Below are 19,412 nucleotides of genomic sequence, written 5' to 3'. Positions count from 1 at the left end.
TCACATAATATGTACCCAGTGGTTAATTGAGCAATGCCGTTACCGGATCAGGAGGATGCATGGATCTGCGGGAAATCCTGTGCAATATCCTCACCCGAGAACAGATCGTCAAGCGAACTGAGCGTGCCGTCTTCTTCAACCTGATACACCGACATTTTCTCGCCATTGACCGTTAGTTCGATGAAACATCCCCAGCAGTAGAACTGGTGGGAACCGATCTTGCCGATATCCTTGGAGTTGCAGTTTGGACACTTCATATAATACATTCCACCTATCCGTTAACAATATTAATGGCTTTTTGAAGCCGTTCTTCACTCATCGCAGGAACCAGTACCGAATTCTCCCCGATAGACATTCCTTCAGAACAAGGCAGCCATTTGCGGCCTTCGATCAAATCAGTTACAAGCCCGTCACTGATTTCCAGCGCTACTATTGTGTTTCCCAACTTTTGGTCAAAATAAACATCAGATATTCGTCCCAGCACCGTTCCGGATGCCGTCAGCACCTGCAAATCCTTAAGTTTGTTCTTTCCTGTAAGGAAAGTATAGGGTATATGTTCAGCATCGGTCTTAATAATCGACTCTTTATTGCGAATCATGACAGCATCTTCGCCGTAAGCGACAATATCATCCCATGCCACAACTTTCACATGACTGGAGAAAAAAGATTTGCTTTCCAGTTCAATACCCGTAATATTCCAGTTTGAATCCAGTCCAATATCGATTATTTCACCGACTTCAGTACCTTCTTCAACTTCATATACAGTAAGACCAATCAGATCTTGAAGTTTCATGGCATCCAAAGTCCTTTCACCTTAAGTCGTGCCTATAAGTTCCCGTAAGCTAGAGCCTTAGAACAGGATGCCAGACTGCACGAATGCCTAGTCCTTAGTACGCAGCCGGTTCAGAATGGTTCCAACTTTTTGGGCCACAACCTGCATTTCTTCATTAGTATTACCCAAACCTGTACTGAAGCGAATCGCTGAATTCAAAAGTTCTTCCGGAAGCTTCATGGCCCGGAGTACATGCGAGACTTCCAGTGATCCCGAGGTGCAGGCTGAGCCGCTGGCCGCCGCAATCCGCTCCATATCGAGGTTCATCAGCAGCACATCTGTCGCGGCACCGGGAAAGCTCACATTGAGAATTCCCGGCACCCTATGCTGTTCATTTCCGTTGATGACATACGAGTCCGGGCCGGCATGCCGGTCCAGCTCCTGCAGCAGCGTGGTGCGCAGCTCAAGCGCCTGCTCATGATGTGCCGCTAGGCCCCCTACTGCCAGCTCTACCGCCCGGGCGAACCCGGCTGTATTAGCCAGACTCTCTGTACCCGCCCGTCTGCCGCGTTCCTGAAGTCCGCCATGCTGTCTTGGCGTAAGCGGTGCTCCGCGCCGGACATACAATCCGCCAATTCCCTGCGGACCGCCAATCTTGTGGGCCGAGAAGCTCATATAGTCGACAGGCAGCTCGCGGAGCACTATAGGCAGCGTACCCAGGGCTTGTACAGCATCTACGTGAACAAGAATGTCCCGCCCGGCCGCAAGTCTGCCAATCTCTTCTATAGGCTGCACAGTTCCGACCTCATTATTCACAAACATTACGCTGATCAGTATCGTATCCTCACGCAAGGCGGACTCCACATCCGCAAGGGAGACAAGTCCTGTGGAATCCACAGGAAGATACGTGACCTCGAAGCCCTGCTGCTCCAGCTCTTCACAGGTATGCAGTACCGCATGATGTTCGGCCGCTGTAGTAATGATATGTTTACCCTTAGGAGCAGAAGCGTACGCTGCGCCGAACAGGGCAAGGTTATCGCTCTCTGTGCCGCCGCTGGTGAACACCCACTCGTCAGGGGAACAGCCCAAAAAGCCCGCGATTGTGTCGCGCGCCCCATTCACGATCCTTTTGGCTGAACGTCCGAACTGGTGCACGCTGGACGCGTTGCCGTACTGGTTCAATAACATATTGTACATGACCGCTGCCACCTCCGGATGAACCGGTGTTGAGGCGGCGTGGTCCAAATAGATGGATTTCATCACAAGATTCTCCGCTTCTTAATATTCAGGATTTTACTCGATTATACTGCTGAACAAGCGCTTTTACTACCTGCTAATAAACACAATATTGTAACATTTGTCCATCACTGACGCACAGATCTACCGGCGGCTGATCCGCTGTCCCGGCCGGGCTTCCTCCAGCTTATCCGGCTGTATCTGCCGCTTCCTGCAGTCCCAGGCGGGAGGACAGCTGCTCCTCGGAAATCACTTCAATCCCGTGCAGCCGCAAGAGGGCCGCAGTTACACCCTCACCCGGCATCTTTACACCGGCGAACTTACCGTTATAGATCATAGAGCTGCCGCAGGAAGGGCTGTTCTCCTTAAGCACTACTACTGCCGCTTTCAAGCCTTTTGCCTGCTCCAGCGCTGCCTGTGCTCCTGCTATATACATTGCAGTTACATCGTTTCCCGTTCTGTCGACCACTTGCGCCCGGCCCTCCAGCACATCCCTGCCGCTGCCGCCTATGATTTCGGCCGGTTCGCGCGGGGTAGAGAAGCCCCCCATCAGCTCAGGACAGACAGCAACCGCCTGTCCGCTGTCCAGCAGCTGCCGGATACGTTCATTCAGACAATCCGTGCCGTTATATCTGACCTGCATTCCGGCCAGGCAGGAGCTTACGATGATCATTGCAGCCGCCCTCCTTTATTATCACATAAGTGTCATCTTCAGCAATGTAATGCTATCATGAGAAATATAGGCGAGCATAGCACGCAGCCGGACTGCTGTAAACCTTCAACCCCTTAAGGGAGGCATAATAAGATGTGCGGAAGATATACCATTACCGTAACCTTTGAAGAGCTGATGACAAGATACTTCATCGATGATCCTTCCTTTGACCAATATGCGCCGAAATTCAACGCCGCTCCGATGCAGTATATCCCGGCGGTCATTCATGACGGCAAACGCAATAAGCTCGGTGCGCTGCGCTGGGGCCTGCTGCCCTCCTGGTCCAAGGAGGATAAGAATGCCGCGAAGCTGATTAATGCCCGCAGTGAATCGCTGCTGGAGAAGGCTTCCTTCAAAAGCCTCGTCGCCTCCCGCCGCTGCGTAATTCCGGCAGACGGTTTCTACGACTGGCAGGTTAAGGAGGACGGGAAGCACCCTCTGCGCATTATGCTGCAGGACGGGGGGATATTCTCCATGGCGGGTTTGTATGATATCTGGACAGGCCCGGACGGCGCAAAAATCTCTACATGCACCATTATCACTACAGCTGCGAACAGCCTGATGGCTGATATTCATGACCGCATGCCGGTGATCCTGAACAGGGATACGGAAGCGCAGTGGCTGGACCGCAGCAACCGGGACATTCCCGCACTAATGAAGCTGCTGCAGCCGTATGACTCCGGGCAGATGCTCGCTTATCCGGTCTCCCCAGCCGTAGGCAATGTGCGCAATGACTATCGTGAGCTGCTTCACAGAGCCGGGGCAGATGCGGTATAGCCTTTACTGCACGCTGCCCTGCCCTGGAATCAGCTCCAAGCCGTCGATCTGCCACCCGGCAGCGCCTTTAACAAGATGGAGCTGCATGGCATGCTCTTCCTTCTGCTTATTCCCGTCTGTATAGGATAAGGAGGCCTCCGCCTCCGGCCCCTTCTCCTTAATATCAAACCGGATCTCCGAATGATAGCCTTCCAAGGCTTCCCTCCAGCCGCCCAAATCCTCTGCAGCAGCTGCTGTCCCCGCACTGCCGGTCCACAGCCGGGCCAGACGCTCCTCCGTTTCCGGAGACTGCTCAACTTCAAGCACGGTCAGACTCAGATACTGCAGAATCACTTCCTTAATTTCCTGCGGGTATTCGGGAATCTCCACCTTGGTTGCCTGCAGAACAAATTCTCCGGACTCCATTTCATATGTCCTGTTCAGGGCATAATTGAAAGTATTATAGTCATTTCTATACTGCATATATGTATCCAACTGGCCATCGTTATTAGTGTCCAGAATCTCATCCTCGCCCGTACCCGTGGGGGAAGCACTATACACCTTATCCAGTACCTGATTGCCGGACACCTCCTGCACCTCAAACCCGCTCATCCCTCCGCCGTTGGTAAGACCGCAATAGATGAAGGTCTGCGGCAGGTCCTGCAGCCGGATCAGCTTGAATCCCAGCTTCTGATATCCGCCTCCTGGATCGTGTGCAAGCTCTACTACCTCTCCGTCCATATCTCTCAGAACATACAGCTCGCTAACAACTGAATACTGCGGCTCGGCCTCATCAAGATCACCGTATCCAAGCACAATTTCATCATATCCGTCAAGATCCAGGTCCTGTTTGGCCGAGAAAATCAAATCCCCCTTCCTGTCTCCATGGACAGCATCCATGTAATTCTGGAGCGGCTGTACTTCTTCACTGGAAGCAGGGGCGGGAACGGCCGGTGGACTGGAGGCCGGCTGCTCCGGCTTCCCGGGAGCGGGGAACGGGTCCGGCGCTGCCGTGGACTGCTCAGCAGCTGCAGGCTCCGGCGGTTCTGGAGATTTATTCAAGGATTCCGCAGCAGCAGGAGCGGCTGTTTCTGCGGAGGCTTTGGCCGGCAGCGCCTTATCCTCAGAACACGCTGCTACTAGCAGACTCAAGCATAATAATGTTGCAAATTTCAATAGTCTGGCATTCACCGGATGAGCCACCTCAAATTTCATAGGATGTAGGGTAGAAGTATTCAACACTGGTAAAATATTCTCTCCCGCTCCGTCAAACCCTTTTCTTCGCTCCCACCCTGCTAAATTAAAATATAGCGTAAAACATATTAATGCTTATGCTTGCACAAAAAGGCGTTCCCGGAGCCATTACTGGCTTCCGGGAACACCTCCTGTGCGCGCTAACAGCGGCATTCGTGTCGGGAGCATCGTTCGGTCGCCCGCGCTGCCGGTTCACACCCGCATTTCATTCGCCAGCTTTGCAGCAGCTCCCCGCAGACACCTCTGCTTGCCGGATACGCCGCTCCGCCCGAAATAAGTGGATTTCCTCCACTAGCGTTGCATAAAAGCTAACATTATCCGAATGGAATAAACTACCTGTCCAGAAACAGAAAAAAACTCTAATGTAAGAAGGTAGGCGCGTTGTCCATACCCCCTTACAAAGGAGCTCTCAATGGATAACGTTAAAGCAAATTCAGTCATACGTCAATTCTTATCTTTACTTCCGGTCAATGCTCTAGACCCCACCGTGTTCGATTACTACACTAAAAAGCTAACTGTGATGAAAAGTATCTTGATTTTTGTTTCCGCCCAGTTGAATCGATGGGGTTCTTACAGCGAAATCGAAGCTCAAATCCGTGCACAAACCGAACTGCAGCGTTTGTTTCATTTGGAAAGTATTAGCGGCTCTCAGTTATCCCGTTCCTTAGATCGTCTGCCTACCGAACTGCTCGAGTGGCTTTTTCAGCAACTGGCTCTGCGGGCCAAAGAGCGGACAGCATCGTTAAGTGGGATTTCCAAAACCATTGGTAAACTGAGCATTGTAGATGCTTCCACCATTTCGTTACCCCTGAATTTGGGGAATTGGGCACAGGTGACTCGTAAGGCCAGCAGCGTCAAAATGCATCTTCGTCTGGTTGTGGCCTCGCCCGACACCGTGTTTCCCGATGCTATGGTTCCCACGACTGCCAATGTCGGAGATCGAGCGTGTGCCGTAGAATTGGTCATTCCTTCGGACACGACTTATGTCATGGACCGGGGGTACGATGACTACAAAAAGATGGAGGCGTGGAGTACCCAAGGGATTCGATTTGTGATGCGTCTGCGGGACCGGGCATACACCACTGTCCTTGAAGAATCTACGGTGCCTGCCGGAAGCCGAATCCTTCGGGACGCCAAGGTCCACATGGGCCGTGCGGATCGGGCGGACAAGAAAACCTTACGCCTCATTGAATTTCTGGATGAAAAAGGGCGCCTCTACCGGCTTGTCACTTCCATCTGGGAGGTATCGGCGGAAGAGATCGCACAGATTTACAAAAACCGTTGGCTCATTGAGTTGTTTTTTAAATGGATGAAGCAGCATTTGCGAGCCGTGCACGTGCATAGCTACAAACCGCAGGCGATCTGGAATCAGTTGTTCCTGGTCTTAATTACGGCGCTTCTGGTGCAGGAGGCCAATGCTTCTTTCGCCCGGAAGCTAACGCCTTGGCAGTTGCTTAAACTGATGCGGGTGTATCTCTATCTGCCGTGGTCTGCATTGGAGCAAGAGGTGTTACGTCCGCGAAAATCGTCCAAAGGGAAACCCACGGGCGTCCGTCCAAAACCAAAAATTCTACGAACGACGGTAGGCAAGCTACGGCCGAGCAAAAAGTAATTCGAACGCAAATATGGATTTAATTGACAAACGCGTCTTACATCTATTCCCTCCTACTCTTTTTAACTTTTGAGAGAAGAAGTGGATGTAAAAATATTCTTTAAAACCAATAAATAGGTATATATAGATTTCATGTTAGGGTTAATGCAATGCGAGTGGATTTCCTCCACCTAATTACTCATTACAACCCATTTAACGGGTAATAAGTGGATTTATTACACTTAATTCCGCTCCAAACCCCCGGCTTGGGCTAACTATAGCGGAATTAAGTGTCGTTTATCCAACTAATTTCGCGCAATCAGCAAATCCGGTAAATTTAGATGACGTTTATCCACTTATTTCCTCCAGCGCAGGCAGTCATCCTTTAAATGAACCCCATCCGGGTAATCGCGGCAAGCTTATCCGGATGATACAGCGCCAGCCCCGTCTTCATTCTGCGGAAGCCCTGCTCTTCGTACCAGGTTACTGTATCCGGATGTGTGTACAGGATCACGTTGCAGTCCGCCGTCTCCTCCAGGATGAGCGCGATGAGCTTTTTGCCGAGGCCCTGCCCGTGATACGCTTCGTCTACAGCAATATTATAGATTGCCGCCTGCGAGATCCCGTCCGAGAGTGCTCTTCCGCAGCCGATCACCTTCCCGCCGTCCAGGATGAATACATTCACAGCACTGTTACTGAAGGCCTTCTCCGTCTCTGCCGGTGTGAAGCGGGTTAAGCCGAAGCCGTTCAGCAGGCGGGTGACCTGTGTCCAGTCGATATCCGTGCGGTCTTTCCGGTAGGTATATGTTGTCATCTGGATTCCTCTTTGTGAAAAATGGTTAAATGCTGAATTCCGGTTCCTGATCCCGGTAATAATTGGCCAGAAACTGCCTGGTGCGCTCCGACTTCGGATGGGCAAAGACTTCCTCCGGGGTGCCGTCCTCCACGATTACACCCTGATCGAGAAACAGCACCCGCGTTGCCACTTTGCGGACAAAGCTCATCTCGTGGGAGACCAGCAGCATGGTATTCCCTTCCTCCGCAGCCTTGCGGATCGTATCCAGCACCTCGCCGACCAGCTCCGGATCAAGCGCCGAGGTCGGCTCATCGAACAGCAGAATCTTCGGCTGCATGGCGAGCGCCCGGGCAATCCCGACCCGCTGCTGCTGGCCGCCGGACAGCTGCTTTGGATAATGGTGCATCCGGTCCGCCAGTCCCACAGCGGCCAGATGGCGGGCAGCACGCTGCTGCGCCTCCTCCTTCGGAATGCCCCGGACGACAATCAGTCCCTCCATCACGTTCTCCAGCGCCGTCTTCTGGCGGAACAGATTGAACTGCTGGAACACCATCGCTGTACTCTTCCGCAGCGCCAGCACATCCGCCTTGCTTTTCCGGGCAAAATCGACCTCCAGCTGATCCAGCCTGATCGTCCCGGCATCCGGCACCTCCAGCAGATTGATCGAGCGCAGCAGGGTGGATTTACCGGCGCCGGACGAGCCGATGACTGCGACGACATCCCCTTTTTCAATCCGGAGGTCAATCTGATCCAGAACCTTATGCTGCTGAAAAGACTTCGTTAACCCGCGGATCTCAATCAAGGATGGCATCCCCCTTACGTTTCCTGAGACTCTTGAAGTCAATATCCAGCCGCTTCTCCAGCCAGGCAATGGCCTGCTCAATCAGGATCGTCATTCCCCAGTAGATCAGCGCCAGCGAGCAATAGGATTCGAAGAAGCGCAGATTGTTCCCGGCCAGAATCCTCGACTGCGCGGTAATCTCCACCACGGAGCAGACGAAGGCCAGCGAGGTGCCCTTCATCAGCCCGATCAGCGCATTCCCGAGTGTAGGCAGCGCTACAATGAAGGCCTCCGGAAGAATGATCCGCCGCAGCACCTGGCCATACGTCATGCCGAGTGAATGGGCCGCTTCAATCTGCCCTTTGTCGACGGACTGCAGCGCCGCACGGATCACTTCCGAGTTATACGCCGCCTCATTCAGCGATAACGCCAGCAGCACATAAAAGATCGAAGGAATGGAATTGACGTTATAGCTGGTCTCATGATAAAAGTTATAGTATTTCAGAATCAGCGGTATCCCGGCATAGGACAGATACAGCTGTACCAGAATGGGGGTTCCCCGGACAAACGAAATGAAGACCGCGCTGAGCTGGTAGAGCACAGGAATTCTTTTCATTTTAATAACCGCCAGCAGAAGCCCGAGAAGCAGCCCCGCCAGCATAGCAATGACCGTCAGTTCAAGGGTCACCGGCAAATATTTCAGCAGTTTCGGAATCAGGGTGAAGACCAGCTCAAGATCAAATATATTAGGCATGGCGCTGTCCACCTATTGAATTTCCGGTGCAAAATCACCATTCAAATACTGCTCGCTCAGCTTCGAAATTGTACCGTCCTTAATCAGCTCCTGAATCTGCCCGTTGACATCCTTCAGCAGCTGGTCGCTGTTCCCGCCCTTGCTGAGAATCAGATAGCTGTAAGGCACGCCGATCCGGTCGGTATCCTCCTGGGACAGCGGAATAGCCTTCAGCTTCAGGCCGTACTCCTTGATGTAGAGCTGCAGCATCGCCGCATCAATCAGGTTAAAGTCATCGGCGCCGCTCTCGACGTTCTGCAGAATCGTTACCAGCTCGGCATCGCTATATTTCAGCTCCACTGGCGTTTTGGCGGATTCCTTATTGTATTTCTCCAGGGCCACCGTATAGTTTACGCTTGGGCTGACCTCCGTTGTCTTCCCTTCCAGATCGGCAAAGGACTTGATATCCTCACGGTCCTCCTTCACGGCAATGACAAACTGGTTCTTAAAAATCGGGTCAGAGTAGTTGTACTTCTCCCTGCGCTCCGGATTGCTGGCGAAATTATTCGCGCCGATCTGATAACGGTCGGAATCCAGGCCCGCGAAGATGGACGGGAATTCAGTTTTCTCAATATTAATCTCGTAACCGGGCAGCCCCTCGAAGATCGCTTTGACCACCTGAATGTCGTAACCGTCGATTTCATTCTTGTCATTCACATAAGAGAAGGGCTTCGGCGCCCCGCCAGTGGCAATATTAACTGTTATTTTATCGTTGTTTGATGAATCTTTGCCTGTTGCACTTCCTGATTCCTTCGTATCATTCCCGCAAGCCACAACCCCCGCCAGCAGCACCGCCGCCGTAAGTCCCAGTCCAAGCTTTCTCCATGTTTTCATGTCTATTTCCCCCTATGGTCTGTTGATTTCCTATAATCTCGTCTTGAATTTCTGCTCCGGATCACTGCTCTTTGCCCTTCTGTCATGCGGCTGGGACCAGCGGCCTTCGTAATCAATCTGGTTCCAGAAGCGTGTATTATAGTCGATGAAAATCGTTGATTTGTCGCCGTTGCCTCTGGCCAGATCCCGCAGGTATGTATTGTTCTTGAACGCCGGGATCTCGTACAGGTCACGCGCATAGCCCCAAATATTCTTGAAATCGATAATCCGGTTACGCAGCGGGCCCAGATTCCTGAAATAGTAAGTATCGAACCGGGCCAGCGTAACGAATAAGCGGACATCGGAGTCGGTCACGTAGTCGCCGAACAGGAACCTGCGGTCTTCCAGCCGTTCCTCAATCGTGTCCAGCGCAGCATACAGATGCTCATAAGCGTCGTCGTAGGCTTCAATCGACTGGGCGAACATCGCCTTATAGACACCGTTATTTACATTGTCGAACAGGAAATCATTGTACCTGTCGATGTCTGCTCTCAGCTCCGCCGGGTACAGATCGGGTGCACCAGCCTTATGGAACGGGGCGAACTCCTGCTCCAGATAGTTGGTCAGCCAGACATAGTCGTTATTGACCACTTTGCCGGTGTGAACGTCGACGACCGCCGGAACCGTCGGTCTGCCCTTATAGTCCGGGTCGGCCTTCGCATACAGCTCACTTAAGAATTGCACGCCCAGCACCGGGTCGGTCTGATCTTCATTGAACACGAACTCCCAGCCCAGATTCTGCTCATGCTTGCCGTGGCCGACCAGATTAATGCTGATGGCCTCCTCAAGGCCGAGCAGCTCCCTGACGATGGAGGCCCGGTTGGACCAGTGGCAGCCCTTGGCCCAGATCAGGCGGTAACGTCCCGCTTCCACAGGCAGCTTGCCCTCCCCTTCGCCGAAGGGGGTGGTGAAATGATTTTTTTGGCGGATAAAATAGCCCCGTTCATCAATCTCATGCTCGGTTTCCTTCGGCCGGACACGTACACTTCCTTCAGTACTCATAGATAATGCCTCCTCATGGTTATGGTTTACTTGTTGAACCGGCCGCGGTCATGCGGGTCATTCCAGACGGAGAGCTCCGGTCCCTTGGCCAGCAGCTGATGGGGATTGTTCGCGTGGTTGCCGAGCTGATAGCCTCTCTTAATCGCATCAAAGTCTGTCGTATCCCCGAAGCCCGGCGTCTGGTACAGATCCTTGGCATAATTCCAGAGGTTCGGGAAATCAATGATCCGGTTCCGGTTCGTCCGGAACACGGAATAGTACGCCGCATCGAAACGCACCAGCGTTACATACAAGCGGACATCGGAGTCGGTGATAGCGCCGCCGAACAGATATCTTTGCGAGGAGAGCCGTTCCTCCAGCTGATCCAGCCGCGCAAATAACACATCATAAGCCTGCTCGTAAGCCGCCTGGGAATGGGCGAAGCCTGCCTTATAGACCCCGTTGTTCACTTCATGGAACAGCGTATCGTTGAACTCATCGATCTCCGCCTGCAGATGCTGCGGGTACAGGTCCGGAGCGCCTTCCTTATGAAAAGGCTTGAACGCCGTTTCGAAGTAGTTGGTCAGCCGGAAGTAGTCGTTGTTCACGACCTTCCGCTCCAGCACATCCACCACCGTCGGCACGGTCGCTCTGCCGCTGTATTCCGGATCAGTCTCGGCATAAATCTCCGGCAGATACCGGATGCCCAGCACAGGATCAGCACCGTCCTCGTCCAGCGAGAACGCCCAGCCGTTCTCCGTCCGCACCGGACTGGCTGTGCCGAGGCTGATGACCTCCTGCAGCCCGAGCAGCTCACGCACGATAACCGCGCGGTGCGCCCAGGGGCAGATTCTCGCCCACAGCAGGCGGTAACGTCCCGTTTCCACCGGCAGCTCGCCGGGCCGGGTACCAAACGGGGTAGTAAAGGCGTTCTTTTGCCGGTTAAAAGCTCCGTCCTTAGTAATTTCCTTCGCAATCTCGTGGTTCACAATGTTTAAGCCTTTGATAGTATTGTTATTAGGCATGATAGGACTCCTCTGATCGGTGGATTATTTTCTCGGTATGGACAACAGGAATGGAGGAGTTGATTACAATCTCCGGCCTCGCCGTATAGCCCAGGCTCTCATAGAAACCTACAGCCTGCTGCTGGCTCGTAATGACGATCCGCTGAATGCCCAGCTCTCTGATCCAGTCCTCGGCGGCTCCAATCAGAATCCGGCCATAGCCCTTGTGCTGGTGCTCAGGAATGACACCGACCCGCTCGATTTTGGCATATTCAGCAGGGTTCAGATTGATCCTGGCCGTAGCGACAGCCTGCCCGTTTTCCTCCAGCAGCAGGTAGTGATACTGCCCGCCGTAGGCCTCATCAAACTCTGATTGCCGCGGAATCCCTTGTCCCTCGACGAAGGCTTTGGTCCGGACCTCGTATACACCGGCTAACTGCCACACGGCATCTACTCTATAAATGTTCGTCATGCTTGCCCCGGATATTGCCGGTCACGCCCATGCGGAGTGTTCCACTCTCTGAGGTCCGGCCCTTTGGGCAGAATCCGGTAAGGGTTCGAGCCTTCGGCGGAGATTAGCACAGACAGATGATAATGCTGCTTGATTGCGGCGAAATCGGTGGTATCCCCGAAGCCCGGCGTCTGATACAGGTCTCTGGCATAAGCCCAAAGATGACGGTAATCCGCCAGCCGCTGCCGGTTCGCCCGGAATGCCGTGTAATAGGCAATATCGAAGCGGGCCAGGGTAGTGTACAGCCGGACATCCGCATCGGTCAGGGCATCCCCGAGCAGATAACGGCTCCGGGATAACCGTTCCTCGAGTTCATCCAGCCGTTCGAATAAAGTATAGTACGCCGCTTCATAAGCCTCCTGCGAGCGGGCAAACCCTGCCTTATACACGCCGTTATTCACATCGTGAAAGATCACCTCATTGAGCCGGTCAATCTCACCGCGCAGATGCACAGGGTACAAGTCCGGTGCACCCTGCTTATGAAGCGGAGCCCAGGCCGTCTCCAGATGATTAGTCAGCTTGAAATAATCATTCTGGACGACCTTACCTGTCGCAATTTCCACGAGGGCCGGAACGGTCGGGCGCCCGGAATATGCAGGGTCGGCCTTCAGGTAGGCCTCACTCAGGTAACGGATGCCCAGCACCGGGTCCTGCCCGCCCTCATCCAGCGTAAACGCCCAGTCCGTATGCGGCAGTGCGGGCCGGAGCGGATCAACCGTGCCGAGGCTGATGGCTTCTTCGAGCCCCAGCAGCCGCCGGACGATCACCGCGCGGTGTGCCCACGGGCAGGCTGCAGACCAAATCAGCCGGTAACGCCCCTGCTCCGCCGGAAGCTCACCCGGACCGGCGCCGAATGCGGCAGAGAACCGGTTAGCCTGTCTTACAAAAGCACCGCTAGCAGCAATTTCTGCAGGTGCTGAAGCTGAATGTACGTTATTGCTCATCTGGAATATCCTCCTTTGAGATGCGTCCGCCCGTGGAGGGCCGCCCAGTCCCGCTCATCCGGACCCAGCGGATAAATACCGTAAGGATTGCCGGCAAAGCCTCTTAAGTGCGGTGAGGCGTGGTAGCTGCTGCGGATAGCCGCAAGATCTGTGGTATCCCCAAACCCCGGGATCTGATACAAATCCCGGGCATACCCCCACAGGTTAGGGAAGTCGGTCAGGCGGTTACGGTTGGTCTTGAATACCGGGTAATACGCCGCATCGAACCGGACCAGCGTGGTATAGAGCCGGACATCGGAGTCCGTAAGGAAATCACCGAACAGATAGCGGCTTCGTGCCAGCCGCTGCTCCAGCTCATCCAGCCGGGCGAACAGGGCGTCATAGGCCTGTTCGTAGGCGGCCTGGGAATGAGCAAAGCCCGCTTTATATACACCGGCGTTGATATCCTTGAAAATAACCTCATTAAGCAGGTCGATCTCACCGCGGAGCCGCTGCGGATACAAATCCGGCGCTCCCGGCTTGTGAAAGGGTGACCATACGGTTTCCAGATAGTTGGTTAGCCGGAAGTAGTCGCTGTTCACTCCCCGGCCGGTCTGCACATCTACAATAACGGGTACGGTCGGACGCCCCTTGTATTCCGGGTCCTCCGCATCATAAACCTCTTTAACGTAGCGGATGCCCAGTACAGGATCAACGCCGCCTTCATCCAGGGAGAATTCCCAGCCGGATTCCGTACGGAAGTGGCTTGCCGTCCCGAGGCTGATTACCTCCTCCAGGCCAAGCAGCCTGCGGACGATCACAGCACGGTGAGCGTAGGGGCACGCCTTCATCCAGAGCAGCCGGTAACGCCCGGCCTCCGGCCGGTGTTCACCTGGCCTGTAGCCAAACGGAGTGGTAAACAGATTGGCCTGCGGTACGAAGGTGCCGTCTGCCTTAAGCTCAGCGGCAAATACGGGGTGCTTTTCATTTGCTGTACTCATTATCCATACCTCCTGTAAATCCCCGCCGCTTAACACAGCACAGACTTCTTTAACTTTGCGCGGCACTAATTTCCGGATCTTAATTTCCGACTAACTTCATCGGTTTATATGATTATAGGCCGGATAGATTCTCACTTATAGTAAAAAACGGAACCCCCGTTCACATTTTCGTTGCTTGACTTGAAGGGCAGGACTCGCTTTAATGTGAATAACTCTACCAAAACTTATTATTCATATTGATTAAATCGGTTTTGTGGAAAAAGGAGGTTGCTTCAATATGTATGTACCGGCAAGACCATCCGTGCTTTATCATCCCTTTCAGCCCGCTTTCGAAAAGCAGCTGAGTTCCTATGCCGAATACAAACCTTCCCTTAGCGCTCCTTTCGGCGGAGGTATTCAATTCTACGGATTTTATATGGATGACCTGAACGCCGGACAAATGTTCGTCATTCCCGAAGGCTGCATGAGCCTCGTTATTTGCTGCTATCCGGATCGGCCGTCGGCCAATATATGCGGCACTTTATACAAAGGCAGGCAGGGATTGTTCGCCCGTTCCGAGTGCGAGTACTTTGTAATCCGGTTTCTTCCGGGTTATGCCGAGCATTTCTTCCGTTATCCGGTAGGCGGGTTCAGCGAACAGGAGATTCCGGTCGGGGATGTCCTCCCTCATGCGGCGGAACTACTGGAGAGGGTGGTGGAGCAGAAGACATTTGAGGAGCGGGTCCGGGCTTTCGAAGCATATTACGAAATCTATATACGGGGACGGCTGGCCATCCCGCGGCTGATTGAGTATTTAACCGATCAGATTATCCACAGCCGCGGTACATTGCAGGTTACTGATTTATCAAGGGATACCGGCTATTCCAGCCGTTATATGATCAAAGCCTTCGAGCAGTACATCGGGGCCTCCCCCAAGCTGTTCAGCCGGATTATCCGGTTCCAGCATGTGCTGGAGCTAATGGAGCATAACAACTACAAAGAAACCCTTGAGCATATCTTCGAGCTTGGCTACTTCGACCAGAACCACTTCATCAAAGAGTTCAAGGAATTCAGCCGGACCACACCCAAGAAGTATACGGTTCAGGGAACGGCGGGAAGCCTGGGGGCGGGATGAACAATGGGACCAGGCAGGGGCCCTGAGGCAGAGATGAACTGCCGGACCAGGCGGGAAGCCGGGATCATTTCAGCTGATCCTTGAGCAGGGTTCCGAGCTCCGCTGTATACCTGGTCAGCCTTAAGCTGATCTCGGTCCGTATCACGTCCCGGGTTAACCCGAAGCGTTCCTGGTAGCCGCGGCAAAAGATTTTGTAATACACGAGGAAATCCTCCTGCTCATCCGCCAGCACCTTGATGTTGCGCTGCTTCAGCTCCCGCTGCAGCTGGTAGGTATCCTGCATGATCCGCCGCTGTATCGATTGGCCTGCTATTAAATAAGCACGCTTAAGAATGCCGCCGGATTGCTCCAGCTCCTTCAGGCTTTTGCTGACCATCGTGTCTATGTAAGGAAGCAAAATGAGGTCACGGACCATCGTCCGCTCCTCCACCGTAATCATTCTCCTTGCTCCCTCCGTCTGCTTCTGCTCGTACTGCTCTACATGCTCTGTCATTAACATTTTGGATTTCCATCTCTCATTTCCGTTTAATTTACTCACTTATAATGTCCCCCAATCTGCTGTGCCCGTTCCAGCGCAACCCCGGATTCAAGCAAAGAGGACGCGCGGATCAGTGCCCCGCTTCCATAGCGGGTCTTGATCCGGTCTACGGCCCGCTCCCTGCTCAAGGTACGGCTACGGTCGTCAAATAAGGTGAGCTGCATAACGCAGTCATCCGTCAGCTGCGATATGGATACAGCCAGGCGGCTCAGCGGCATGCCAGTCCAATGGTCCACAAATAAGCGGTACGCCGCCGCTGCTATCTCATGCGTTAATGCTGAAGGCTCCTGCAGGGTCACCTGCCGGCTGTATGAATACGCCTTGTTGCCGTCCGTTTCTGCTACTGCGACAGATACCACCGATCCCATATACCGCTGCCTCCGCGCCCGCTGGCATACCTCAATCACCAGCTCCAGCAGCACCACCTCAATCTCCGGCAGCCGGGTATACAGATTCCAGCGCAGCGCCTTCCCGTGACCGATTGACTTGATCTGATGGCGTATCCCGGTAACAACGGGGCTCGGGTCGATGCCGCGGGCCGTCTGCCAGTAATATTCCGCCTGGATATCGCTCTGCTTGCCCATCGTCGTGCGCATTCTCTGCTTGAATTCCCCCAGCTCCATCCGGGCAATATCGCCAATCGTGGTGATTCCCATACGGTAAAAATTCTTCGTCATCCGGCTGGCCACCATGAACATTTCATATACCGGCAGCGGCCACAGCTCCGTCTCTAAATTGTCGTAATCCAGCCGGAATACTCCGCCTGGCTGCTTCTTGGCAAAATTGTTGGCCATCTTGGCCAGAATCTTCGTCGGCCCGATTCCCACCCGGGTCCAGACACCGGTGGATAACAGCACATGATGCTGTATGGAGCGGATCAGCTCCGGCAGATCCACGCCCTGAAATTTCAGCGAGCCGGTCACATCCAAAAACTGCTCATCAATGCTGAACGCCTCCACCAGATCGGTATACTGCTTATAGATTTCCGAAATCAGCAGCGAAACCGTGATATATGTAGCCATCCGCGGCCGGATGACCACGAGATCACGGCATTTGGTCTTAGCTTCACCTACGCGTGAGGCTGTGGTGACCCCTTGAGCCTTGGCCAGCGGGCAGGCTGCCAGAACTATACCGTTCATCCGCGCAGGATCACCGACAGCGACCGGCAGATTCTGATATTCAGGATGAGCCGCTTTTTCTACACTGGCATAAAACGCCTGGCAGTCCGAGAGCAGAATAATCCGGTCCTTAGGCATAACACTGCCCCCGTGCGGAATGCAGCAGCAGGCAGCAGGCAATCGGGACATTTATACATTCAAGGGTTTGGCCGATGCTCATTCGCATGATTGATCGCCTCCGGGTAAAATAAGAACATTTGTTTGTATTATAACCAGGATTAAGATTTTTAAGCAATGGTAAAATAGAACAGGTGTTCTTGTGTTGTCAATCATAACTTATGCATTTCGAATGATTTTTAGAATAGCAAATGAGCAGGTTCGCTTAAACGGGATTATGTACAAAAAAAATCCCTGCAAAGTCGCGGCGGACTTTACAGGGATTTAGTTAACTTCCATTTTTTTCTATATGTAGAACATATAGTTGTCCGCCTTACTCTCTTCCTTATAATTAATCAGATCAGATAAGGTAGTGGAGTCCAGCACATCGGCAATGCTGTCGCGGATACGCAGCCAAAGGTCGCGCTTAGCCGGGTCGTCTTCTTCGGTGAAATCGACCGGTGAGATCGGGCCTTCCAGGACGCGGATAATGTCCCCGGCGGTAATAGTGCCGGTCTCGCGGGACAGAATATAGCCGCCATATGCGCCGCGGATACTCTTCACAAGTCCGGCATTGCGCAGCGGGGCGATCAGCTGCTCCAGGTAATGCTCGGAGAGTCCGTTTTTCTCGGCAATGCTCTTAAGCGAGGTTGGACCTTCGCCGAATTTCAGGGCAAGCTCCATCATAATGGTTAATCCGTAACGTCCTTTGGTTGATATTTTCAAAGGGACACCTCTTTCGGTTTAGTTGCTGTTCTAGGGGTACATATTAGCTGCAGAGACATGAGAAATGTCATATCTACGTATTCCGATGTTTGCTCTCAGCTTATGTTATCATATCTTTAGACACATTTGGAACAGTAAACGGCAATAATTCGTGATTTTGTTCACCAGTGGTGGACAAATTGTCAATTTTGGACTCTTTTTCGCTACAATTTGTGTCCGCCTTGTCCTGTTTGGGGTAGACAGGTATGATATAATACACAATGAGCCGGGTGTTCAGTGGGAACGCCGGTATTTTGTGCATAGAAAATGGTGATTACGATGACAAAAGCAAATCAGGATATCCGTGTCGTCGTCGGCATGTCGGGTGGGGTCGATTCCTCTGTTACAGCGCTTCTGCTCAAGCAGCAGGGCTATGACGTCATCGGCATCTTCATGAAGAACTGGGATGATACCGACGAGTTCGGCGTATGTACGGCGGAGACCGATGCCGAGGATGTACGCCGCGTATGCGAGCAGATCGATATTCCTTACTATACCGTTAATTTCGAGAAGGAATACTTTGATAAAGTCTTTTCCTATTTCCTTGAAGAATATAAGGCCGGCCGGACACCGAATCCGGATGTCATGTGCAACCGCGAGATCAAGTTCGGGGAATTCCTGAACAAGGCGCTGCAGCTTGGCGCAGATTATGTAGCTACCGGACATTACGCCCGGGTAATTCAAGAAGACAGCATGTTCAAGCTGCTGCGCGGTGTAGACAACAATAAGGACCAGACTTATTTCCTTAATGCGCTGAACCAGTATCAGCTTTCCAAGGCGATGTTCCCGATCGGGCATCTGCCGAAGCCGGAGGTACGGAGAATTGCCGAGGAAGCGGGCCTCTACACCGCGAAGAAAAAAGACAGCACCGGCGTCTGCTTCATCGGGGAACGCAACTTCCGCGAATTCCTCAGCCAGTATCTGCCTGCACAGGCGGGCAATATGGTCGATATCGCCACTGGCGAGGTCAAAGGCCGGCATGACGGCCTCATGTATTACACACTGGGCCAGCGCCAGGGCCTGGGCATCGGCGGCTCCGGCACGGGTGAACCCTGGTTTGTGGCTGAAAAGGATCTGGAGCGCAATATCCTGTACGTGGTGCAAGGAGAGAAGCATGTCAGTCTCTACTCCACCAGCCTCACGGCTTCAGGCGTGAACTGGATTGATCCCGGCACCCTTGGCGATACACCGCTGAAATGCACCGCCAAATTCCGCTACCGCCAGCCCGATCAGGGTGTTACCCTGACGAAGCAGGCGGATGGAACGGTGCATGTTGCTTTTGATGTCCAGCAAAAGGCGATTACGCCGGGCCAGGCCGTGGTCTTCTACCTCGGCGAGCAATGCCTGGGCGGCGGAACGATTGAAACGGCGGAGAAGGTCGTGCCGGCTTCGCAGGTGTAAGTTTCAGGTGTGACAGAGCAAAAAACCTCCTTCCGGTTAGAATAGCGGACGGAGGTTTTTTTGTGTTGGCCGGGCGGACTGCGGAACGCATTTAGGGGGAAAGATGGGCAAATGCGGGCTGCGGGGCGTGGTCCAGGGCGACTGCGGGCTGCAGCGCGCTTTTAGGGGTAGAAGTGCCTCTAATTCCCTACTTTCAGCGAACTTAAAGGGAACTTTCACTCTATTTCACTCATTCCACCCAATTTCAGCCAACTTAAAGGGAATTTCCCCTTTATTTCACTCATCCCGCCCACTTTCAGCCCATTCTAAAGGGACTTTTCACTCTATTTCTCTCAT

At 53.2% G+C, this 19,412-nt stretch carries 21 protein-coding genes; 4 read left to right on the top strand and 17 right to left on the bottom strand.

From position 1 onward, the window contains the following. Positions 1-47: 47 nt before the first annotated feature. The 4 genes from LOS79_RS33020 to LOS79_RS33005 all read right to left on the bottom strand — a co-directional run bounded on the left by LOS79_RS33020 (position 48) and on the right by LOS79_RS33005 (position 2,681). Complete coding sequence (locus LOS79_RS33020; RefSeq protein ID WP_054941855.1) at positions 48-257, bottom strand: hypothetical protein; 210 nt, start codon at positions 255-257, stop codon at positions 48-50. 14 nt (positions 258-271) lie between these two features. Continuing rightward, positions 272-793: a PRC-barrel domain-containing protein gene (locus tag LOS79_RS33015; protein ID WP_315422577.1), complete on the bottom strand. Its 522-nt coding sequence runs from the start codon at positions 791-793 to the stop codon at positions 272-274. A gap of 87 nt (positions 794-880) precedes the next feature. Further along, a complete protein-coding gene (locus LOS79_RS33010; protein ID WP_315415364.1) occupies positions 881-2,032 on the bottom strand; it encodes a cysteine desulfurase family protein in 1,152 nt (383 codons plus the stop codon). Positions 2,033-2,195: 163 nt separating this feature from the next. Next, positions 2,196-2,681 (bottom strand): 2-thiouracil desulfurase family protein, encoded by a 486-nt coding sequence (locus tag LOS79_RS33005; protein WP_315415363.1) that lies wholly within the window; start codon positions 2,679-2,681, stop codon positions 2,196-2,198. Between the two features lie 132 nt (positions 2,682-2,813). On the opposite strand from LOS79_RS33005, the gene LOS79_RS33000 reads away from it, so the two are divergent. After that, entirely contained in the window at positions 2,814-3,497 is a 684-nt protein-coding gene (locus LOS79_RS33000; RefSeq protein WP_315415362.1) for an SOS response-associated peptidase, read from the top strand. Positions 3,498-3,500: 3 nt separating this feature from the next. Here LOS79_RS33000 and LOS79_RS32995 read toward each other — a convergent pair whose 3' ends face one another. Further along, positions 3,501-4,691, bottom strand: a complete 1,191-nt coding sequence (locus LOS79_RS32995; RefSeq protein ID WP_315415360.1) for a hypothetical protein — start codon at positions 4,689-4,691, stop codon at positions 3,501-3,503. Between the two features lie 451 nt (positions 4,692-5,142). Between LOS79_RS32995 and LOS79_RS32990 the strand changes: the two genes are divergently transcribed. Then, on the top strand, positions 5,143-6,342 hold the full coding sequence (locus LOS79_RS32990) for an IS4 family transposase (RefSeq protein WP_315415358.1): 1,200 nt from the start codon (positions 5,143-5,145) through the stop codon (positions 6,340-6,342). Between the two features lie 364 nt (positions 6,343-6,706). Here the strand turns inward: LOS79_RS32990 and LOS79_RS32985 are convergent, their stop codons facing one another. From LOS79_RS32985 to LOS79_RS32945, 9 genes are read right to left on the bottom strand one after another with little or no spacing between them, the layout of a single operon-like run. Next, the gene (locus LOS79_RS32985) at positions 6,707-7,135 is read right to left on the bottom strand and encodes a GNAT family N-acetyltransferase (protein ID WP_315415356.1); all 429 of its coding nucleotides are present in this window, start codon (positions 7,133-7,135) and stop codon (positions 6,707-6,709) included. Positions 7,136-7,160: 25 nt separating this feature from the next. Then, positions 7,161-7,919, bottom strand: coding sequence for an amino acid ABC transporter ATP-binding protein (locus LOS79_RS32980; protein ID WP_315415355.1), 759 nt, complete (start codon positions 7,917-7,919; stop codon positions 7,161-7,163). Continuing rightward, entirely contained in the window at positions 7,912-8,652 is a 741-nt protein-coding gene (locus LOS79_RS32975) for an amino acid ABC transporter permease (RefSeq protein ID WP_315415353.1), read from the bottom strand. Before LOS79_RS32975 ends, LOS79_RS32980 begins: the two co-directional genes overlap by 8 nt. Before the next feature lie 12 nt (positions 8,653-8,664). Then, a complete protein-coding gene (locus tag LOS79_RS32970; RefSeq protein WP_315415352.1) occupies positions 8,665-9,525 on the bottom strand; it encodes a transporter substrate-binding domain-containing protein in 861 nt (286 codons plus the stop codon). Positions 9,526-9,555: 30 nt separating this feature from the next. After that, on the bottom strand, positions 9,556-10,566 hold the full coding sequence (locus tag LOS79_RS32965; protein WP_315415350.1) for a glutathione S-transferase C-terminal domain-containing protein: 1,011 nt from the start codon (positions 10,564-10,566) through the stop codon (positions 9,556-9,558). Between the two features lie 26 nt (positions 10,567-10,592). Beyond that, entirely contained in the window at positions 10,593-11,570 is a 978-nt protein-coding gene (locus tag LOS79_RS32960; RefSeq protein ID WP_315415349.1) for a glutathione S-transferase family protein, read from the bottom strand. Beyond that, on the bottom strand, positions 11,563-12,021 hold the full coding sequence (locus LOS79_RS32955) for a GNAT family N-acetyltransferase (protein WP_315415347.1): 459 nt from the start codon (positions 12,019-12,021) through the stop codon (positions 11,563-11,565). Before LOS79_RS32955 ends, LOS79_RS32960 begins: the two co-directional genes overlap by 8 nt. After that, positions 12,018-13,004: a glutathione S-transferase family protein gene (locus LOS79_RS32950; RefSeq protein ID WP_315415345.1), complete on the bottom strand. Its 987-nt coding sequence runs from the start codon at positions 13,002-13,004 to the stop codon at positions 12,018-12,020. The genes LOS79_RS32955 and LOS79_RS32950 overlap by 4 nt, the downstream gene beginning before the upstream one ends. Then, a complete protein-coding gene (locus LOS79_RS32945) occupies positions 13,001-13,984 on the bottom strand; it encodes a glutathione S-transferase family protein (RefSeq protein ID WP_315415343.1) in 984 nt (327 codons plus the stop codon). The genes LOS79_RS32950 and LOS79_RS32945 overlap by 4 nt, the downstream gene beginning before the upstream one ends. A 277-nt stretch (positions 13,985-14,261) precedes the next feature. Here LOS79_RS32945 and LOS79_RS32940 point away from each other — a divergent pair, with 277 nt between their 5' ends. Further along, positions 14,262-15,098 carry a helix-turn-helix domain-containing protein gene (locus tag LOS79_RS32940; protein ID WP_315415341.1) on the top strand — a complete coding sequence of 279 codons (837 nt, stop codon included), beginning with the start codon at positions 14,262-14,264 and terminating at the stop codon, positions 15,096-15,098. 64 nt (positions 15,099-15,162) lie between these two features. On the opposite strand, the gene LOS79_RS32935 is transcribed toward LOS79_RS32940, so the two are convergent. The 3 genes from LOS79_RS32935 to cymR form a co-directional block, all read right to left on the bottom strand. After that, on the bottom strand, positions 15,163-15,597 hold the full coding sequence (locus tag LOS79_RS32935) for a YhjD family protein (RefSeq protein ID WP_315415339.1): 435 nt from the start codon (positions 15,595-15,597) through the stop codon (positions 15,163-15,165). 35 nt (positions 15,598-15,632) lie between these two features. Continuing rightward, complete coding sequence (locus LOS79_RS32930) at positions 15,633-16,892, bottom strand: DNA polymerase IV (RefSeq protein WP_315415337.1); 1,260 nt, start codon at positions 16,890-16,892, stop codon at positions 15,633-15,635. 324 nt (positions 16,893-17,216) lie between these two features. Then, positions 17,217-17,636, bottom strand: a complete 420-nt coding sequence (gene cymR / locus LOS79_RS32925) for a cysteine metabolism transcriptional regulator CymR (RefSeq protein ID WP_315415335.1) — start codon at positions 17,634-17,636, stop codon at positions 17,217-17,219. Between the two features lie 318 nt (positions 17,637-17,954). On the opposite strand from cymR, the gene mnmA reads away from it, so the two are divergent. Then, positions 17,955-19,076, top strand: coding sequence for a tRNA 2-thiouridine(34) synthase MnmA (gene mnmA, locus LOS79_RS32920; protein WP_315415333.1), 1,122 nt, complete (start codon positions 17,955-17,957; stop codon positions 19,074-19,076). The last annotated feature ends 336 nt before the right edge of the window (positions 19,077-19,412 follow it).

Source organism: Paenibacillus sp. MMS20-IR301 (assembly GCF_032302195.1).
Lineage (GTDB): Bacteria > Bacillota > Bacilli > Paenibacillales > Paenibacillaceae > Paenibacillus_AQ.
This window is presented reverse-complemented; position numbering and strand designations above follow the sequence as displayed.

Coding starts and splice junctions, on each gene's coding strand:
- LOS79_RS33020 (WP_054941855.1), bottom strand. CDS start 257: ATGAAGTGTCCAAACTGCAACTCCAAGGATATCGGCAAGATCGGTTCC.
- LOS79_RS32950 (WP_315415345.1), bottom strand. CDS start 13,004: ATGAGCAATAACGTACATTCAGCTTCAGCACCTGCAGAAATTGCTGCT.
- LOS79_RS32960 (WP_315415349.1), bottom strand. CDS start 11,570: ATGCCTAATAACAATACTATCAAAGGCTTAAACATTGTGAACCACGAG.
- LOS79_RS32975 (WP_315415353.1), bottom strand. CDS start 8,652: ATGCCTAATATATTTGATCTTGAGCTGGTCTTCACCCTGATTCCGAAA.
- LOS79_RS32955 (WP_315415347.1), bottom strand. CDS start 12,021: ATGACGAACATTTATAGAGTAGATGCCGTGTGGCAGTTAGCCGGTGTA.
- LOS79_RS32970 (WP_315415352.1), bottom strand. CDS start 9,525: ATGAAAACATGGAGAAAGCTTGGACTGGGACTTACGGCGGCGGTGCTG.
- LOS79_RS32945 (WP_315415343.1), bottom strand. CDS start 13,984: ATGAGTACAGCAAATGAAAAGCACCCCGTATTTGCCGCTGAGCTTAAG.
- LOS79_RS33015 (WP_315422577.1), bottom strand. CDS start 793: ATGAAACTTCAAGATCTGATTGGTCTTACTGTATATGAAGTTGAAGAA.
- LOS79_RS32935 (WP_315415339.1), bottom strand. CDS start 15,597: ATGTTAATGACAGAGCATGTAGAGCAGTACGAGCAGAAGCAGACGGAG.
- LOS79_RS32930 (WP_315415337.1), bottom strand. CDS start 16,892: ATGCCTAAGGACCGGATTATTCTGCTCTCGGACTGCCAGGCGTTTTAT.
- LOS79_RS32985 (WP_315415356.1), bottom strand. CDS start 7,135: ATGACAACATATACCTACCGGAAAGACCGCACGGATATCGACTGGACA.
- LOS79_RS33010 (WP_315415364.1), bottom strand. CDS start 2,032: ATGAAATCCATCTATTTGGACCACGCCGCCTCAACACCGGTTCATCCG.
- LOS79_RS32965 (WP_315415350.1), bottom strand. CDS start 10,566: ATGAGTACTGAAGGAAGTGTACGTGTCCGGCCGAAGGAAACCGAGCAT.
- LOS79_RS32995 (WP_315415360.1), bottom strand. CDS start 4,691: ATGAAATTTGAGGTGGCTCATCCGGTGAATGCCAGACTATTGAAATTT.
- LOS79_RS33005 (WP_315415363.1), bottom strand. CDS start 2,681: ATGATCATCGTAAGCTCCTGCCTGGCCGGAATGCAGGTCAGATATAAC.
- LOS79_RS33000 (WP_315415362.1), top strand. CDS start 2,814: ATGTGCGGAAGATATACCATTACCGTAACCTTTGAAGAGCTGATGACA.
- LOS79_RS32990 (WP_315415358.1), top strand. CDS start 5,143: ATGGATAACGTTAAAGCAAATTCAGTCATACGTCAATTCTTATCTTTA.
- LOS79_RS32940 (WP_315415341.1), top strand. CDS start 14,262: ATGTATGTACCGGCAAGACCATCCGTGCTTTATCATCCCTTTCAGCCC.
- mnmA (WP_315415333.1), top strand. CDS start 17,955: ATGACAAAAGCAAATCAGGATATCCGTGTCGTCGTCGGCATGTCGGGT.